This is a genomic window from Streptomyces sp. 150FB, from assembly GCF_000818195.1.
Lineage (GTDB): Bacteria > Actinomycetota > Actinomycetes > Streptomycetales > Streptomycetaceae > Streptomyces.
In genome coordinates this window covers 5,248,041-5,264,668 of the sequence record NZ_JTHL01000001.1, presented here as the reverse complement: position 1 = coordinate 5,264,668, position 16,628 = coordinate 5,248,041, and the positions used below count along the sequence as shown (strand labels likewise).

The window sequence follows — 16,628 nt, the reverse complement described above, 5'->3', positions numbered from 1 at the left end:
CCTCCGCCGTCGCCGCCGAGCGCCCGGCGCGCGCTGGTCGTCCGCCGTATCGCCTGGACGGCCGGAGCCGTTGTGGCCGTGCTGCTCGCCGTCCTCCTGAGCCTCGCCGTCGGCGCGCGCGCCGTCGCGCCGGGGACCGTCATCGACGCGATCTTCCACGGCGGGCACAGCCCCGACGCCGAGGTCGTACGCCAACTCCGCGTACCGCGCACGGTGATCGGCCTGATGGTCGGCGCCGCCCTCGCCCTCGCGGGCACGACGCTCCAGGGCATCACCCGTAACCCCATCGCCGACCCCGGCATCCTCGGCATCAGCCAGGGCTCGTCCGTGGGCGTGGTGCTCGCGATCTCCGTCGTCGGGGTGCACACGCTCTCCGGCTATGTGTGGTTCGCGTTCGCAGGCGCGGCCGTCGCCTCGGTGGCGGTGTACGCGATCGCCTCCAGCGGGCGCGGCGGCGCGACACCCGTGAAACTCGCCCTCGGCGGCGCGGCGATCAACGCGCTGCTGGTGTCGGTGACCCAGGGGGTGCTGACGACCAGTTCGTCGACGCTGGAGGAGTTCCGCTTCTGGCAGGTGGGATCGGTCGCCGGCCGCGACGCCGGAGTGGTGGGCCAGGTCTGGCCGTTCCTGCTGATCGGCGCCGTGCTCGTGCTGTCCGTCGCGCGCGGACTCGACGCGCTGGCACTCGGCGACGACGTGGCGAAGGGCCTCGGCCAGAACGTCGCCGTCGTACGCGTCGTGGGGGGCATCGGCGCGACCCTGCTCACCGGGGCCGGGGTCGCCGCCGCGGGCCCGATCGCTTTCGTGGGGCTCGCCGTACCGCACATCGCGCGCGCGATCGTCGGCACCGACCACCGCTGGGTGCTGCCGATGGCCGCGCTGATCGGGCCCGTCATGCTGCTCGTGTCCGACGTCATCGGGCGGATCGTCTTCCCGCCGAGCGAGGTGCCGGCCGGTGTGATGACGGCGCTGCTCGGGGTGCCGTTCCTGGTCGCTCTCGTACGCAGGAAGGCGGTACCGGCATGACGACAGCCCGTCCCTTGGAACGCGACACCGCACGCCAGGCGGTACGCCCCGGCGTACGCCCGGCGGGCTACGCGCTCGTACGGGGCGGACGCGGCTCGTTCCTGCTCCACCGGCGCGCGGCGGTCACCGCCGGATCGCTCGCCGTCCTGCTGGCGCTCGTGTGCGTCGCGTACCTCTGTATCGGCGAGAGCTTCGTACAGCCGGTGGAAGTCCTGAAGGTGATCTTCGGACAGCCGTCGTCGGACACCCTGGTCGTCGGCACGCTCCGGCTGCCGCGCATGGTGCTCGGGCTGCTCGTCGGCGTCGCGTTCGGCATCTCCGGCGGGCTGATCCAGACCGTCGCGCGCAACCCGCTCGCCAGCCCCGACATCATCGGCATCAGCCAGGGCGCGGGCGCGCTGACGGTCGGCGCGATGACGTTCGGCGTCACGTCGTACACGGTCCTGCCGTACCTCTCGGTCGTCGGCGGTCTCGGCGCCGCGGCGCTCGTGTACGCGTTCGCCTGGCGCGGCGGGCTGCACGCCACCCGCTTCGTGCTGATCGGCATCGGCTTCGCGATCGCGCTGCGGTCCATCATCACGCTCTTCATGACCAAGGGGGACGTACTCGTCGCCCAGCAGGCCCAGGTCTGGATGACGGGCTCGCTCAACGGCCGCGGTTACGACGAGGCGACACCGCTCCTGATCGTGCTGATCGTGCTGTCCCCGGCGCTGGCATGGGCGGCGTACGCGCAGCGAACGGTCTCCATGGACGACGACACGGCCACGGCGCTGGGCGTACGGCTCGGGCGCGTACGGCTCGGACTCGTCGTCCTCGGCGTGGTGCTGGCGTCGGTCGCGACGGGGGCGGCGGGCCCGGTCGACTTCGTGGCGCTGCTCGCGCCGCAGATCGCGCGGCGGCTGACCCGTACGGCACAGATCCCGCTGCTCTGCTCGGCGCTGCTGGGCGCGGTGATCGTGGTGCTGGGCGACCTGCTGGCCCGGGTGGTGCTGGCGCCGACGGAGCTGCCGGTGGGTGTGCTGACGGCGGCGGTGGGCGCCCCGTACCTGATCTGGCTCATCATCCGTAGCCGTACCACTGGAGGTAAGTGATGAGCGGCAAGCTCAACGCAAGCGGGCCCAGCGCAAGCGGGCCCAGCGCAAGCAGGCTCGTCGCTCAGGAGCTGACGCTCGCGTACGAGGAACGCACGGTCGTCCACGATCTCGACCTGGCCGTTCCCGACGGACGGGTGACGGTGATCGTCGGCCCCAACGCCTGCGGCAAGTCGACCACCCTGCGGGCGCTCGGGCGGCTGCTGAAGCCGCGGGGCGGATCGGTGCTGCTGGACGGCGAGGAGCTGGCGAAGATCCCGACGAAGAAGATCGCGCAGTCGATCGGCCTGCTGCCGCAGTCGCCGGTGGCGCCGGAGGCCATCACGGTCGCCGACCTGGTTTCGCGGGGGCGCCAGCCGCACCAGCACTGGTGGCAGCAGTGGTCGGACGCGGACGAGCGTGCGGTCACGGACGCGATGGAACGTACGGACGTGACGGAGCTGGCCGAGCGGTCGGTGGACGAACTGTCGGGCGGACAGCGGCAGCGCGTATGGATCGCGATGTCCCTGGCGCAGGAGACGGACCTGCTGCTGCTGGACGAACCGACCACGTTCCTGGACATCGCCCACCAGGTGGAGGTGCTCGACCTGGTACGCCGCCTCAACCACGACCAGGGGCGGACGGTGGTGATCGTGCTGCACGACCTCAACCAGGCGGCGCGGTACGCGGATCACCTGGTCGCGATGAAGGAGGGGCGGATCGTGGCGGAGGGCAGCCCGGCGGAGGTGGTGACGGCGGAGTTGGTACGTGAAGTCTTCGGGCTGGAGTCCGTCGTGATCCCGGATCCGGTGACGGGCTCGCCGCTGGTGGTGCCGGGGGCGCCGTACCGGCCGGGGGCGGTGCGCCTCGCGGCGGGCGGCCGTTGACGGTCGTCTCGCGGGGGGCGGGCGTGGGTGCGGTTCGCCTTCCGGCGGGGAGACGTGGGTTTGGCGGTGCGTTGGTTGCGGTGCGTTGGTTGCGGTGCCTGGTTTGCGGTGCGTTGGTAGCGGCCGGTTGCGCGTGGGCCGGGCGCCGGGGCCTCCGGAGGCACATGTCCGGACGTGTGATTTACGGCGTCGTGACCCCGGATGTTTTGTCTGGGGCGGTCGTGCGCCGCAAATCTCACGTTAGCGTCCGGACACGTACCTCCTACGACCCCGTCACCCTCCGTCGGCCGTGGCTGCCCGTACCTGCTCCTCCGGGGCGGTCAGTTTGACGTCGCGGGGGTGGCGTTCCGGACCTTCACCGGCGCGGACTCGACGGTCGTCGACGTCCCGTCGGGCCAGGTGCCGGTCACCTCCACGGTCACCTTGTCCCCGCGGTACTTGCCGAGGAGGTCGAACCGGTGGCCGGTGGCGTGCACTATCGGGGTGCCGTTCAAGAGCCACTGATAGCTGAATCTCGGAGCCGGGGTCCACTTGCCCGGGTTCGCCGTCAGGTAGTTGCCGACCTCGGGCGTGCCCTTGATAACCGGCTTGCCCTGCGTCTGTAGCAGATAGTGGTAGAAGGTGACGTTGCTGGGGCCGTTCGGATCGGGCTGCTCCCGGTTGAGGATATTGAGAGTCAGACCGTCCCGTGTCTCCAGGAATGCCAGGCCCTCGACCTCTTGGGGGTAAGGGACCGTGAGATTGAAGAGCACCTGGACTTCGCCGGTCTTCAGGTTGGCGCGGGCGATGGTCTGCTCCGCGTCGTTGCAGGAGAAGTACATCCAGCCCTGGTGGACTTTGCCGCCCTGGGCTTCGTTGATCGGCTGCGAGATCGAGATGTACTTCTTGAAGGTGAAGTCGGACAGGCGGTAGACGGCGATTTGGGTCGCGTCCGCATAGGCCATGCCGTAGGCGAGGCCCTTCTCGGCATCGACGGCCACCCAGCTCGCGATGTCGTGAACGCCGTGCGCGTCCAAGGCAGTTGCGCGGCCGGTGAAGGTCAGATCGCCGGCCTTGTAGAGGGCGAACACCGGTGTGTTGTATTCGTAGGGGTACTCGTGGGGACTGCCCGGGTCGGACGTGCTGCTGTCGAGAGGGATGTAGAGGTGGCCGTTGGCGTAGTCCAGATCACCGATGTGGTTCAGGCCCTTGGAGGAAAGCTGCGAGGGGTTGGCCAGTTCGGCCGGAATCGCCGGTGAGGTCTTGAGGACGGTGTTGTATTTCATGTCGGTGATCTCCAGCCCGTTGCTGCTGGAGAAGTACCAGTGACTGCCGTCGGTGGTGACGCCCTGGCCGCGCGAACCCTCGGCGTCGCCGGTGAACACGTCCTTGCCGATCAACTGCCATGTCTCGGAGTCTGATGCGGCCTTGGGTGCTGCTTGCGCGGGTCCCGCTGTCGCGGGTATCGCCACGGCCACGCCGGCCAGGGCGAGTCCGCCGATGAAATTCCTTCTCGTCAAAGCTTCCATGCTGGCTCCATTTGGTGCACAGGCGGACGAATCGGGCCCGCAGAGTGGCTGCCAACGCTAAATGGGCGAGTTTGCGCCACTACGGCGGCAGCATGACCGCATGGTGAACGAAATTTCCCCGGGGTCGCCGGTCAGAGCTGTGCGAAGTTGAGCGAGGCTAGCGCGGCTGTACGTTTTGGGCTCCGGTCGTCGGCCAGGGGTCGCGAGCCGATGCTCGGGCACGCTCGCCGCTCCGGCTCTACTGCTCCAGCTTGCTTCACAAAGGAGCCTTGGGAGAAGCTGCCCTGGTGATTAAGCCGACAGTAATTATTGCGAGTACTCAAGAACGGTCCGAAAGCGCCGAATCTGAGAACCTGTTGCTTTTGGCTGCGCTGACCGAACGGGGCGTGAACGCGCGTGTCGAAGCATGGGATGCCCCGGAGAAGGTTGCCGGCTGGAGCACGGTGGATCTTGTGACGGTCCGGACCGCCTGGGATTACACCTGGCGACGTGACGAGTTCCTGGCCTGGGCGAAGCACATGGATGCTGTGACCGTGTTGCAGAACCCTCTCGCGGTGATGGAGTGGAATTCCCACAAGCGCTACCTGGTCGAGCTTACCCGTGCCGGAATACCGGTTGTGCCCACTACGTTCATTCACGCCGGTAGCCCGCACGATCCGCTGGGACCGGATCCCGTGGTGATGAAGCCGGCAGTCGCGGCAGGCGGGCGGGGGGCATACCTCGGCCCGGGGCGCGACCTTGAAGGAACGCTGGCGGATCTCCTCTCCAAAGGGGACGTGCTCATTCAACCGGTTGTAGAAAGCATCGCTACCGAGGGAGAGATTTCACTCGTCAAAATCGGCAACAAGTGGTCACACTCGGTACGGAAAGTCCCGGCGGCCGGTGGCTTCCTCGTGCAGGAAAGTCACGGGGGCCGGCTGGAAGAACACAAGGCGACCACCCGCGAGCTGGAGGTGGCCGAGTCCGCGCTGGCCTGCTCACCAGCACCAGTGCACGCGGCCCGCGTTGACCTGGTTCGCATGAACGGCGAGCCTGTGGTGATGGAGCTCGAACTCATCGAACCGGACCTGTTTCTCCGGCGCTCTCCACGGGAGGCTGACCGCCTCACGGACGCGCTGCTGGCGAATCTTTAAGGGCTTTGCCCCTCTCGCACATGTGCAGCGCTCATCATCCCCATCGGCTGCTTCCTTGGGGATCCGGACGGCAGGAAGCGGTGCCGCCCGCGCCAGAGCAGATGCCATCGCGAAAAGCCACCCTTGATGCGTAGTGCAAGTGATCCCGGTCCTCGCGGTGAGTGAGGGCCGGACTTGCCTTGTCCGTGGAATCCCGCCCATCCGCTCTTGTCGAGGGCCGCGCCGACAAAGGCTACGACTACAACCACCTGCGAGCGGCGGTGAACTGGGGTTCACCACTGGATGCCGCCTGCCGATCATCGTTGATGTCGCGGTACACCCCGCCCATCAAGGCTTCTGTCTCGGCCGGCGTATGTGGTCGCTTTCTACAAGTCGCTCGGCTTCGCTCTCGACCCAAGCCACGCAATGAGGCACGCGTCCACCACATGACTCGGCTTTCGGGAGAACCAAATGATATGAGTTCTTAGGCTTCGGTCGCCGGCTGGTCGGCATCTCGTTGCGGGGCTTCCACCGGGAAGTGGATGGGGCTCAGCAGGTACTGCGCCCGCTCGGGGGTCTGGGGGTTTGCCAGCCTTGGTGCGATGGCGGCGCGCAACTCGGCGATCATCTGGTCCAGTTCCGCCGGGCTGAGCCAGAGCGCGTGCTGCCGGTAGCCGACCTGGTCGGCCACCGGGTCGGACCCTTCGCGGTCCAGGTAGCCGCTGAACTCGGCCAGCAGTGCCGTCATCGCGGTGGCGAACGCCTGCCGGTGGTCCTCGGGGGTGAGCGAGCGGGCCAGCTCGGAGCCGATCACGGCCCGGTCCTGGCGCAGCCGGTAGTGCCGTTGCATCGCGCCGCGCACCCGGCGTTCCTCCGCCACCTCCAGCACCCCGCCTTCCAGCAGCAGTTCGATGTGCCGGTAGACGGTGGCCTGGGACGCCTCCGGGATGCGTGTGCGGAGTTGAGCGGTCGTCAGCAGTCGTCCGCCGCCCATCGCGTGGACGATCCGCAGCCGGATGGGGTGGGCCAGAAGGTTCAGGGGGTCCATGACTGAACGTTCCCATGACTGCTACCTTTCTCAATTATGCGAATGGATGCTGACGGGGTACGGGAGACAGCGCGGGGCTTCGCCGCGCTGCTGCGGGCAGAGCGTTTCGACGAGATCGCCGGGCTCTTCGCTCCCCCACTGCGGGCCGCGGTCTCCGCCGAAGCGCTGCGGCTCGCCTGGACCGCCGAGGCTGCCGGACGCGGCGGGGTCAGGGCGGTCGGGGAACCGGTCAGCGAGGCCGGCGAGGCCGGCGAGGCCGGCCCGGTGCGCGTACGTACGCCGGTGACCTGCGTCGACGGCAGCTTCACCGTGGTCATATCGGTCGGCGACGACGGGCTGTTGCAGGGGCTCAGGATCGATCCGTACGGTGACGCCGCGTGGCAGCCGCCGCGCTACGCGCGGGAGGACCGGTTCACCGAGCGGGACGTCACGCTCGGGACGGGGCCGCTCGCCGTGCCCGGCACGCTCAGCGTGCCGCTCGGGGCGGGACCGTGGCCCGGCGTGGTGCTGCTCGGTGGTGGCGGCGCGTTCGACCGGGACGGGAGCAGCGGGCCGAACAAGCCGCTCAAGGACCTCGCCTGGGGGCTCGCCACCCGAGGGGTGGCCGCACTCCGCTTCGACAAGGCGACCTTCGCGCACCCCGACCGCCTGCCGCCGGACCTCACCATGGCAGACGAGTACCTGCCGCCCGCGCTCGCCGCAGTCCGGCTGCTCCGGGAGCAGGCCGGGGTTGATCCTGAGCGGATCTCCCTGGTCGGTCACAGCATGGGCGGCAAGGTGGCGCCCCGGATCGCCGCCGCCGAACCGTCGGTCGCCGGCCTGGTGCTGCTCGCCGCCGACGCGCAGCCGATGCACGAGGCAGCCGTGCGGGTGGCGCGCCATCTCGCTGCGCTGGCCCCCGGTCCGAGCGCGGACGAAGCGGTGTCGGCGCTCGTCCGGCAGGCCGCGGTGGTGGCGGGGCCCGAACTCGTACCTGACACTCCGTCAGAGCTGCTGCCGCTGGGGTTCTCCGCCGCCTACTGGCTCGATCTGCGCTCCTACGACCCGGTGGCCACGGCGGCCGGACTGGGCTGCCCGATGCTGATCCTTCAGGGCGGGCGGGACTACCAAGTGACCGTCGCCGACGACCTGACGCGCTGGCGGAGCGGCCTGGGACACCGGCCCGAGGTGGCGATCCGGATCCACCAGGACGTCAATCACTTCTTCTTCCCCGGCAGCGGCCACCCGACCCCGGCGGAGTACGCGCGGCCAGGACATGTCGACCCCGCGGTGGTCGACGAGATCGCGACCTGGCTGACGCGATGACAGGTTGCGGACGAATTCGGGTTGGCAGCACCATCGACTTTGCGCTACAAAGTAGTTGTGAGCGACGAAGCAGCGAACGATGAGACCGATGCCGACGGCTCCGAGCCCCTGAGTGCGAGTGAGTCCCTCGCACTCATCGACACCGGGCTCCGGGATGTGCGGCGTCAGGTGCGCACCAACCCCGCCCAGTTCTTCTCCGTGTGGGGCGTCGCCTGGCTCGTCGGCTTCGGCGCCTCGTATCTGGCCCACGGCGACGACCGGTTGATCCCGGGCTGGGTGGGTACGGCCGTCCCGGCGGTGCTCCTGCTGGGCGCGCTCGTCTGGTCCCTCGCGTACGGGCTCAGGACCGGGCGCGGGGTCAGCGGCCCCTCGCGTTCGGTCGGAGTGCTGTACGGGTGGAGCTGGACGCTCGGTTTCGGCTGCCTGTTCGCGGTGAACGGCGCGCTGATCCGGCACGGGCTGACCTCCGACGAGGCGGCGCTGCTCTGGTCGTCGTCGGCGCTGCTCCTGACCGGGGTGCTGTATCTGGCGGGCGGCATGCTGTGGCAGGACATGTTCCAATACACGCTCGGCGTGTGGAGCATGGTCTGCGCCGCCGGTGCGGTCTTCGCCGGCGTACCCGGAAACTTCCTCGTGCAGTCGCTCGCGGGAGGCGGCGGGTTCCTCGCCCTGGCGGTGTACCACCGGTTCCGGCGCTCGGGTCCCGCGGTCGGTCGGGTCGCCGCGTGATCCCCGAACTCGACCCCGTCATCCACGCCCAGGCCAGGCTGCGGGTCACGGTCGCGCTGGCCGCCCTGGCCGACGACGACCTGATCACTTTTCCCCGGCTCCAGGAACTGCTGGACATGACCGCCGGGAACCTCTCGACGCATCTGCGCAAGCTGGAGGACGCCGGCTATGTGGAGATCACCAAGACGTTCAGGCACCGCACGCCCGTGACGCAGGTCGCCCTGACACCGGACGGCCGGGTCGCCTTCACGACGTACACGGCCACGCTGCGCGCGCTGCTGGCGCCCTGACACACGTACGACCGACGAACCGACACACATCAACGGGGGAAACACTATGAGCACCAGTGAAGCAAGTCCGGCCAAGAAGCTCGCCCATCCCGTTTCCGGGGGCCTTCACCGCGCCGAACTGCGGGGCCGGGCCGCCGGTACCGGCGTCATGTCCCTGTTCGCGTTGGGCTGGACAGCGACGGGCATCTCGCCCCTCCCCATCGGTCCGGGGCGGGTGGTGTTCGGCGTCGCCGTGGTCATATCCGTGGTGTGCGTGGTGCTGGCGGTACGGATGAGCCGCGCGGCGGCCAACGCGCCGACAGCGGCCGACACCGCACCCGACGGCGCGGGCTTCACGGACAAGCAGAAGAAGGCCCTGGGCCGCACTTTCGGGTTCGTCGTCCTCGCCGAATGGGTCGGCGTCTTCATCATCGCCGCCGTCCTCGGCCGGACCGGACACAGTGACGCGATCCCGGCTGTCATCGCCCTCGCGGTCGGCGTCCACTTCTTCCCGCTGGCCCGCCTGTTCCATGTGGCCGGCTACTGGATCACCGGTGGCGCGCTCTGCCTCTTCGCACTCGCCGGACTCGCCCTGGCGCCGCTGACGTCGACGCCCGCGCTGTGGACGCTGCTGCCCGGCTTCGGCTCGGCCCTGAGCCTGTACGTGACGTGCGGGTACCTGCTGCGCGCCCGTACGTCCTGAGGGACTCCCGTCTGTTCAGAGTGCTTTGGCGTATGGTTGCCAAACCGGTTGATCACGGTTATTCAGCATACGGGCGGACATATTTCCCTCAGCGGGCTCAATCAACGAGGGGGAAACATGGGCGAGCACAAGAAACCGGATCCGCCACTCTCCGAGGGCGAAGGACCGCCGGGAGAGGGCGACCACCAGGTTCCCCCGCCTCCGCCGCCCTCCGGCACGCACCAGAAGCCGAAGTAAGGAGCACCGTTGACCGAGATCGAGGAGCGGCGGAAACTCCTGGACGCGGCCATGGATCAGCAGGGGTGCTGGCCCGAGCGGTCGCCGTGGATCCGGGATGCCGTCGAGAGCGTTCCTCGACATCTTTTCGCGCCGGACCGGCTGTGGCGTTGGGACGGCCATCGTTACGCGCCGGTGGACCGGGAGGAGGCGGAGGACCTGTGGGCGGCCGAGATCTACGACCACCTCGGCAGCGCGGCGATCACCCAAGTGACCGAAGGCCGGGCCACCTCCAGCCTTTCGGCCCCGACCGTGGTCACCGACATGCTCGACGCCCTTCTGCTCGAACCCGGCCACCACGTCCTGGAGTTGGGCTCGGGGGCCGGGTGGAATGCGGCGCTGCTGGCCAGGCGCGCGGGGCCGGGCCTTGTGCACAGCGTCGAGGTCGACCCCGAGTTGTCGAGGGCGGCTCGGGTACGGCTCGAAGCGGCGGGCGCCGACGCCGCCTTACATGTCGGCGACGGCACCGGCGGTTGGCCGGACGCGGCGCCGTACGACCGGATCGAAGCGACGTACGCGGTCGAGAAAATCCCCTGGGCCTGGATCGCGCAGACCCGCCCCGGCGGGAGGATCGTCACCCCCTGGGGGCTCCTCGGGCATGTCGCTCTCACGGTGGCGGAGGACGGGCTGTCGGCGTCGGGACGGATGTGGGGGCTGGCGGCCTTCATGCCGACGGCCGGCTCCGAACCCCGTCTGACCTGGGGGCAGGTACGCGAGGACCGGCCTCCGGAGGCCGAGTTGTCATCGCCAGGACTGGACGTACGGCAGCTTCACGACGACACGAACCTGCTCTTCGCCTGCCGGGTCGCACTCCCCGACGTGCAGATCGCCACCGCGTGGACCCGGAGCGAGGTTCGGGAGGTCACCGCGTGGATGAATGACGGGCGGTCGTCCTGGGCGAAGGTGGTCGCCCGCACTTCGGAGCCGGCCGTCGCGTATCAGGCCGGGCCCCGGCGGCTGTTGGAAGAGGTGAGAGCCGCTGAGCAGTGGTGGCGGGGACTGGACCGTCCGTCGCTGTACGACTTCGGCATAACGGTGGAGCGGGACCGGCAGTTCGTCTGGTGCCGCGACCCGGCGAACGGCCCGGTGGTGGTCCCCGGCTGACCGCGCCGGGAAGAGGGGGCGCACAGGCGGGAAGCGGTCCCCCGGGCCCGGCCCCGCACACGGCGGATACCCTTCCGTACGTGCGGCGCATCCTCGTTGTCGGGATCAGCGGGGCGGGGAAGACCACGATGGCGCGGGCCCTCGCCTCGCGGCTCCGGCTGCCCTTCCACGAGATGGACTCGCTGAAGTTCGTCGGCCCCGGCTGGGCGACCGACCCCGATTTCCGGGGACGGGTGGCGGCGCTCGCCTCCACCCCCGGATGGGTCTTCGACTCGTACGGCTATCCCGAAGTCCGGGACCTGCTCTGGTCACATGCCGACACCGTGATCTGGCTGGACTATCCGAGGTCCGTCGTCATGCCTCGCATACTGAGCCGGTCGGCGCGCCGGACCCTGCACCGCGAGCGGATCTTCGGCGGCAATGTGGAAGCCCTGGCCGACTGGTTCAGCGCTGACCACCCCGCGTGGTCGGCCTGGTCGCAGCACGCCTCGCGGCGTACGGAGATCGCGCGCCGCGCAACCGATCCGGGCTTCGCGCCGCTGCGTGTCGTACGGTTCCGCTCGCCCCGGCGGGCGGCCGCGTGGCTGCGGTCCGTATGACGCTTCCAGCGGGCCGGCGGCAGGCGTAATTCGGTTGCGGTGGCCGATACCGCTTGTTTCACTCGGCCTCCATGGCGACCATCACCGACACGACAAGAACAGCCTTCCGCGAACAGGGCTTCGTGGTGGTCCCCGACGTACTGAGCGCCGAACACCTCGCGCGCGGGCGCCGGGTGGTCGACGCGATGCTGGCGAAGAAGCCGTACGCCGAGGACCACGCGGGGCCGTACTTCCTGTGGCCCCGGTTCAGGGCGGCGGACCACCCGTTGCTCGACCTCTACCAGCAGGCGGGGATCGGCGCGCTCGCCTCCCAACTGCTGCGCCCCGACCGCGCTCCCGAGGACCCGCGGTCCGCGCAGGTGGCCCTGACGGTCCCGCCCTGGCCGAACCACCCCGGGGGCCCGCATGTCGACGGCCTGTCGCCCGCCGAGCCAGACGGGCGTCCGGGTACGTTCTCGATGCTGGCCGGCGTATGGCTGACGGACCACAGCGAGCGGCACCACGGCAACCTGTGGGTGTGGCCGGGCACGCATCTGCGGTTCGGCGCGTATCTGGCAGAGCATGGCGCCGACGCGCTCACCCGGCCGGAGGAGATGAATCCGGGACCGTATCCGGAGATCGAACTCGGCGAGCCCACCCAGGTGATGGGCAGGGCGGGGAGCGTGCTGTTCGCGCACTATCTGCTCGCGCACAACATCGGCGACCATGTGGGCGCGGTCGGCGGGGAGCGGCGCGAGACGATTTACTACCGTCTCCAGGCGGACGGTCACCGGGACCGGTGGCGCGAGACCGTCACCGATCCCCTCACCGAGTTCCGGGACTAGGGTGACCGAGTGACCACGCGGATGATCTTCCTCAACGGCGGCTCCAGCTCGGGGAAGTCAGGTCTGGCGCGATGCCTCCAGGCCGTTCTGCCGGACCCCTGGCTGACGTTCGGCGTCGACACGTTCGTCGACGCGTTGCCCGCGGCCCTGCGTACGCCAGGACCGGAAGGCACGACCAGCGGCATCTCGTTCGGCCCTGACGGCGAGATCGTCGTCGGTCCCGCGTTCCGGCTGCTCGAAGCGGCCTGGATCGAGGGGCTCGTGGCGATGGCGCGCTCCGGCGCGCGCGTCATCGTCGACGAGGTCTTCCTCAGCGGCGCCACGGCACAGCAGCGCTGGTTGAACGCCCTCGGCGGAGCACAGCCGGTGCGCGCCCTGTGGGTCGGTGTGCGGTGCGAGAGCGCGGTCGCCGCGGGCCGCGAGATCGCCCGGGGCGACCGGATCGCCGGAATGGCCGCGTCCCAGGCCGAGGCGGCGCATCGCGGGGTGCGCTACGACCTGGAGGTGGACACCACCCGTACCGAATCCCTGGAGTGCGCCCGGGTCGTCGCCGCGCACCTGGGCTCCCACTGATCAGCCGCGACTGATCGGTCACGGTTCGAGGAAAGCGATCACCGCGTCGCGGCCGACCCGGCCCGTCTCGCGGTTCTGGATGGAGTGCGAGGCACCGGGGACGATGACGAGCTTCCCCTGCGGCGCCTGGGCCAGTTCCTGCCGGGCCCACTCGGTGGGGGTGGACAGGTCGTGGGTCCCGCTCAGCAGCAGTACGGGAACGTTCGGCAGTCTGCCGCCCGGGTTCGAGCCAGGCTTCTCGGCCGGCCAGGGGAGGCAGGTCTGTACGAAGCCCTGGTGCGTGGCGACACCAGGCGTGTACGGGAAGGTCCGGGCCTGGGCCAGCGTCGCCTCGGCCCTGTCCAGAGCGGCCCGGCGCCCGGCCACCGGGGTGGACGAGTCGCCCCACGGGAAGCGGAAGTCGGAGCAGACGGTCGCCGCGTGCAGACCGCTGCTGAACCGCGCGACGTCGTCGCCGCCCGGTGCCAGCGTCGTCAGCAGGGCGTCGAGCCCGGTCCGGTCGCCGCCCGCCGCCGCGTGCACGGCGCCGATGGCGTCACCGACGCCTGCGGGCATGCCGGGTACGTCCGGGTTCCGGAAGGTCGGGTCGAAGCCGCAGGCCGGGGCAGTGGCGCAGGCGTCGCGCAGGACGCGCGCCTCGGCCGTGAGACCGGTCAGGTAGAAGGAATCGGCCGCCGTCAGGTGGTGCGGCAGGACCGAATCCAGCACGACCTTGCGGGTGTTGGCCGGGTGGGCGATCGCGTACCGCGCCGCGACGGTCGAACCGTACGACGTACCGTCGATCACCATCTTCCGAACCCCGAGCGCCTGCCGCAGTTGGTCCAGATCGGCGACCGTCTGATCGGTGCCGTAGAACCGCGCGGTGGCGCCGAGGATGCCCGCGCACTCCTGGACCGCGTCCCTGCTGGGGGTGGCGATGTCGGAACTGCCCGTCTGGGCCTGGAGTTTCGGGCAGTTCAGCGCGCCGAGGGCGCCCGTGCCGCGCTGGTCGACGGTGACGAGCCGGTAGTCCTTCCGCAGCTCGGGCAGCCGCTCGGCCGCCGTCGACGTCGCGGCGACGACCCCGGCCTGACCCGGGGGAGGGTCGAGCAGGTGAAACCGGGCTGGACGGGAACGCACGCGTGCGGGCCGGTCAGTCGGGGTACGGGAGCGGGCGCAGCCGTAGCCGTACCCGGTCCGGCGGCCGCGAGGGTGCCGAGGCCGGCCATCAGCGTCGAGGCGAGCAGCGTTCCCGTACGAAGGCGAAGGCGCAGGCGGCGGCGCAGGGGCCTAAAGCCTGTTCTGCGGGTGGTGAAGGATCCGAGCAGATGCGTCACAGGGCTGTTCCCTACCTTCTGCGTGGGTTCGAGCGTATCGACGGCGTCGACACGGCACCATGCCGTACTCGCCCCGCTCACACCCGAGCCCGCCGCGCCCTCAGACCACCTTCCAGCGCACCAGCGCCCCCAGCGTCAGCGCGCCCGGCACCAGCGGCATCCACACCGTGATGATCCGGAAGCCGAGCACCGCCGACGTCGCGGGCGCGACCGAGGCTCCGACCGTCACCAGCGCCACCACCAGCGCGGCGTCCACCGAGCCCAGGCCGCCGGGGGTCGGGATCGCCGCCGCCGCGACGCTGGCGGCGAGGTAGGCGATCGCGACGTACGCGACCGGCACCGGTATCCGCAGGGCCAGCGCGACAGCGACCAGTCCGGCGGCCTGGAGGGCGGGGAAGGCCAGCGAACCGCCCCAAAGGGCCAGTGCGCGCGCCGGTTTGGTGTGCAGGGAGCGGACGTCGGTGAGCGCGGTGCCGAGGAACGTGACGGTGACCCGGCGCAGCGGCCGTACCGCCAGTACGACCAGCACCACCGCGCCCGCCGCACCGGCCGCCGTCAGCACCAGCGGGAGCACGGCGCCGCTCGGGATGAGCGTGTCCAGGCGCAGGGCGCCCGGGAAGACGGCCAGCAGGATCAGGAGCAGCAGCACGCGCCCCACCGACTCGGCGAGCAGATAGAGCGCGAGCGCGGCCGACGACCTGCCGGCCGGGAGCCCGCAGCGCCGGAAGAAGCGCAGGTTGACCGCGCCCGCGCCAAGCCCCGCCGGGAGAAGGTGGTTTGCCGCGCCGGCGGCGAACTGCGCCGCGAACAGCCGCCCGGCGGGCAGCGATTCGATGACGGTGCCCTGCCTGCTGAAGGAGACAGCGACCCAGCCGAGGACGGTGGCCGCCAGCGCGGCGAGCAGCCAGGAGCGGTCGGCCCCGAGGAGTTGACGGCCGCCGGACTCGATGACGGGCCAGTGCCAGGCCATCCAGAACCCGACAGCGACGATCGGCACGGCGCAGGCGATCTGACGCCACGGCCACGCGGAACGTCGCGACCGTCGCGACCTTCGCGTAGGCGGGGGAAGTGTGGGTCGGGCCAAGGCCATGGTCGCGGTCGTCCCTGCTCGTCGAGTGCCTGCACTCGCGGCAAGTCTCCCTTGGGCGGCGGGACTTCCCGGCGTCGTACGTCCGACGATCAGTGGACGGTTGGGCGTCGGGGAGGGAACGGCCGGGGGATGGTTTCCCGGGTCTCAAGCCTCACGCTTCGGGCCCTCTTAACAAGGATTGGTAGGTGGGTCTGCTTCCCACCCACCCGCCCTACCTGGGACGTTGGCTTTGTGTGACTGGTTTGCAACGCACGGTGTCGACGGTCTAGCGTGCCCAGAGACGAGATCAGCCCCCGCCCGGTGCGGCAAACACCTGCGGGGGCTTAACCAACGAGATCGAAATCGGCGACCCCATGGCTGAGACTCAGTTTAGTGATCCTTCGACTTCGGCGCACGTAGGCACGCACGCTGACACGCCCCCGATGGCGAGTCCGGGCTACGGCAAACGTTCGACACCCGGTCAACTACCCCGTACAGCGAGCGATTTCGCGCACCTGCCGCCGCGCGAGGCGGCCATCGCCGCGTACATCGACAGGCTCCCCGAAGGCGCCGAGATGTCGGTGAAAGCGCTGGCCAAGCTGCTGCCGTACGGGCAGTGCGCGATGAGTACGGCCCTGCGGTGCCTGCGCGGGACCGGGCACCTGCGGCACGGCAAGGAGCACCTGCCCGGGTCAGGCAGCGGGCGCTGGGTCACTCGTACGTGGTTCTCGCGTACGCCACGCGACAACGGGTGGTGGGCGGCGTTCGTGGCGGGCGACCTGCCGGCCGAGCAACTGCGCGCCCGCCGCCAGACCCGCTCCCGCGCCTACATCCTGCTGGCCGCGCTCGGGCGCACGGAACCGGCGATGTCGCTGTCGGCGGCCGACTGCGTGACGCTGGAGCCGCTGGTGGCCGAGTGGTTCGCCAGGGACGCCACCGAAAGCGACCTCGTACGCGCCCTCACCGGCGGCCTGCCGTTCCCGGTCCACAGCCCGGCGGGGCTGGCCCGCAACCGGCTGACCGCCAAGCTCCCCCCGGAACCGGTACGCGCGCCACGCCCGGCCCTGCGCGTCCTGGAGTGCGCGAAGTGCGGCGCGCCCGACCGCCCGGAGGCCCTGCCCGACGGCGAATGCGGCCCCTGCCGAGGCGAACCGGCCCCCGCCCGGCCCCGGGCCGGACTACCACCCGAGGCGGTCCGCGCCCGAGCGGC

Annotated in this window: 17 protein-coding genes; 13 read left to right on the top strand and 4 right to left on the bottom strand. The window is 70.3% G+C overall.

Annotated features, from left to right (window positions below; genetic code table 11):
* The first annotated feature begins 33 nt into the window (after window positions 1-33).
* The 3 genes from QR77_RS22620 to QR77_RS22610 are packed head-to-tail and all read left to right on the top strand — an operon-like array spanning window position 34 to window position 2,983.
* A complete protein-coding gene (locus QR77_RS22620) occupies window positions 34-1,026 on the top strand; it encodes an iron ABC transporter permease (protein WP_040028473.1) in 993 nt (330 codons plus the stop codon).
* Window positions 1,023-2,117 carry an iron chelate uptake ABC transporter family permease subunit gene (locus QR77_RS22615; protein ID WP_040023950.1) on the top strand — a complete coding sequence of 365 codons (1,095 nt, stop codon included), beginning with the start codon at window positions 1,023-1,025 and terminating at the stop codon, window positions 2,115-2,117. Before QR77_RS22620 ends, QR77_RS22615 begins: the two co-directional genes overlap by 4 nt.
* Window positions 2,117-2,983: an ABC transporter ATP-binding protein gene (locus tag QR77_RS22610; RefSeq protein WP_052488978.1), complete on the top strand. Its 867-nt coding sequence runs from the start codon at window positions 2,117-2,119 to the stop codon at window positions 2,981-2,983. Before QR77_RS22615 ends, QR77_RS22610 begins: the two co-directional genes overlap by 1 nt.
* 320 nt (window positions 2,984-3,303) lie before the next feature.
* Here QR77_RS22610 and QR77_RS22605 read toward each other — a convergent pair whose 3' ends face one another.
* Entirely contained in the window at window positions 3,304-4,491 is a 1,188-nt protein-coding gene (locus tag QR77_RS22605) for a twin-arginine translocation signal domain-containing protein (protein ID WP_078877024.1), read from the bottom strand.
* Window positions 4,492-4,778: 287 nt separating this feature from the next.
* Between QR77_RS22605 and QR77_RS22600 the strand changes: the two genes are divergently transcribed.
* Window positions 4,779-5,624: a hypothetical protein gene (locus QR77_RS22600; protein WP_160310943.1), complete on the top strand. Its 846-nt coding sequence runs from the start codon at window positions 4,779-4,781 to the stop codon at window positions 5,622-5,624.
* 463 nt (window positions 5,625-6,087) lie between these two features.
* Here the strand turns inward: QR77_RS22600 and QR77_RS22595 are convergent, their stop codons facing one another.
* The gene (locus tag QR77_RS22595) at window positions 6,088-6,651 is read right to left on the bottom strand and encodes a helix-turn-helix domain-containing protein (protein WP_040023948.1); all 564 of its coding nucleotides are present in this window, start codon (window positions 6,649-6,651) and stop codon (window positions 6,088-6,090) included.
* 36 nt (window positions 6,652-6,687) lie between these two features.
* On the opposite strand from QR77_RS22595, the gene QR77_RS22590 reads away from it, so the two are divergent.
* From QR77_RS22590 to cpt, 8 genes are all read left to right on the top strand, one after another.
* Entirely contained in the window at window positions 6,688-7,956 is a 1,269-nt protein-coding gene (locus QR77_RS22590; RefSeq protein ID WP_078877020.1) for an alpha/beta hydrolase, read from the top strand.
* Window positions 7,957-8,013: 57 nt separating this feature from the next.
* On the top strand, window positions 8,014-8,685 hold the full coding sequence (locus QR77_RS22585; protein WP_052488977.1) for a hypothetical protein: 672 nt from the start codon (window positions 8,014-8,016) through the stop codon (window positions 8,683-8,685).
* On the top strand, window positions 8,682-8,975 hold the full coding sequence (locus QR77_RS22580; protein ID WP_201778821.1) for a transcriptional regulator: 294 nt from the start codon (window positions 8,682-8,684) through the stop codon (window positions 8,973-8,975). Before QR77_RS22585 ends, QR77_RS22580 begins: the two co-directional genes overlap by 4 nt.
* Window positions 8,976-9,021: 46 nt before the next feature.
* Window positions 9,022-9,657 carry a hypothetical protein gene (locus tag QR77_RS42350; protein ID WP_052488976.1) on the top strand — a complete coding sequence of 212 codons (636 nt, stop codon included), beginning with the start codon at window positions 9,022-9,024 and terminating at the stop codon, window positions 9,655-9,657.
* Between the two features lie 246 nt (window positions 9,658-9,903).
* Entirely contained in the window at window positions 9,904-11,037 is a 1,134-nt protein-coding gene (locus tag QR77_RS22570) for a methyltransferase domain-containing protein (RefSeq protein ID WP_040023946.1), read from the top strand.
* An 80-nt stretch (window positions 11,038-11,117) separates the two neighbouring features.
* On the top strand, window positions 11,118-11,636 hold the full coding sequence (locus tag QR77_RS22565; RefSeq protein ID WP_040023945.1) for an AAA family ATPase: 519 nt from the start codon (window positions 11,118-11,120) through the stop codon (window positions 11,634-11,636).
* Window positions 11,637-11,707: 71 nt separating this feature from the next.
* The gene (locus tag QR77_RS22560; protein WP_040023943.1) at window positions 11,708-12,460 is read left to right on the top strand and encodes a phytanoyl-CoA dioxygenase family protein; all 753 of its coding nucleotides are present in this window, start codon (window positions 11,708-11,710) and stop codon (window positions 12,458-12,460) included.
* A gap of 21 nt (window positions 12,461-12,481) precedes the next feature.
* Window positions 12,482-13,033 (top strand): chloramphenicol phosphotransferase CPT, encoded by a 552-nt coding sequence (gene cpt, locus QR77_RS22555; protein ID WP_040023941.1) that lies wholly within the window; start codon window positions 12,482-12,484, stop codon window positions 13,031-13,033.
* 18 nt (window positions 13,034-13,051) lie between these two features.
* Here cpt and QR77_RS22550 read toward each other — a convergent pair whose 3' ends face one another.
* Window positions 13,052-14,152: an alpha/beta fold hydrolase gene (locus QR77_RS22550; protein WP_173476339.1), complete on the bottom strand. Its 1,101-nt coding sequence runs from the start codon at window positions 14,150-14,152 to the stop codon at window positions 13,052-13,054.
* Between the two features lie 297 nt (window positions 14,153-14,449).
* Entirely contained in the window at window positions 14,450-15,319 is an 870-nt protein-coding gene (locus QR77_RS22545) for a lysylphosphatidylglycerol synthase domain-containing protein (RefSeq protein ID WP_107069108.1), read from the bottom strand.
* 542 nt (window positions 15,320-15,861) lie between these two features.
* Here QR77_RS22545 and QR77_RS22540 point away from each other — a divergent pair.
* The coding region (locus QR77_RS22540) for a hypothetical protein (RefSeq protein WP_040028466.1) at window positions 15,862-16,628 on the top strand (767 nt) is incomplete at its 3' end.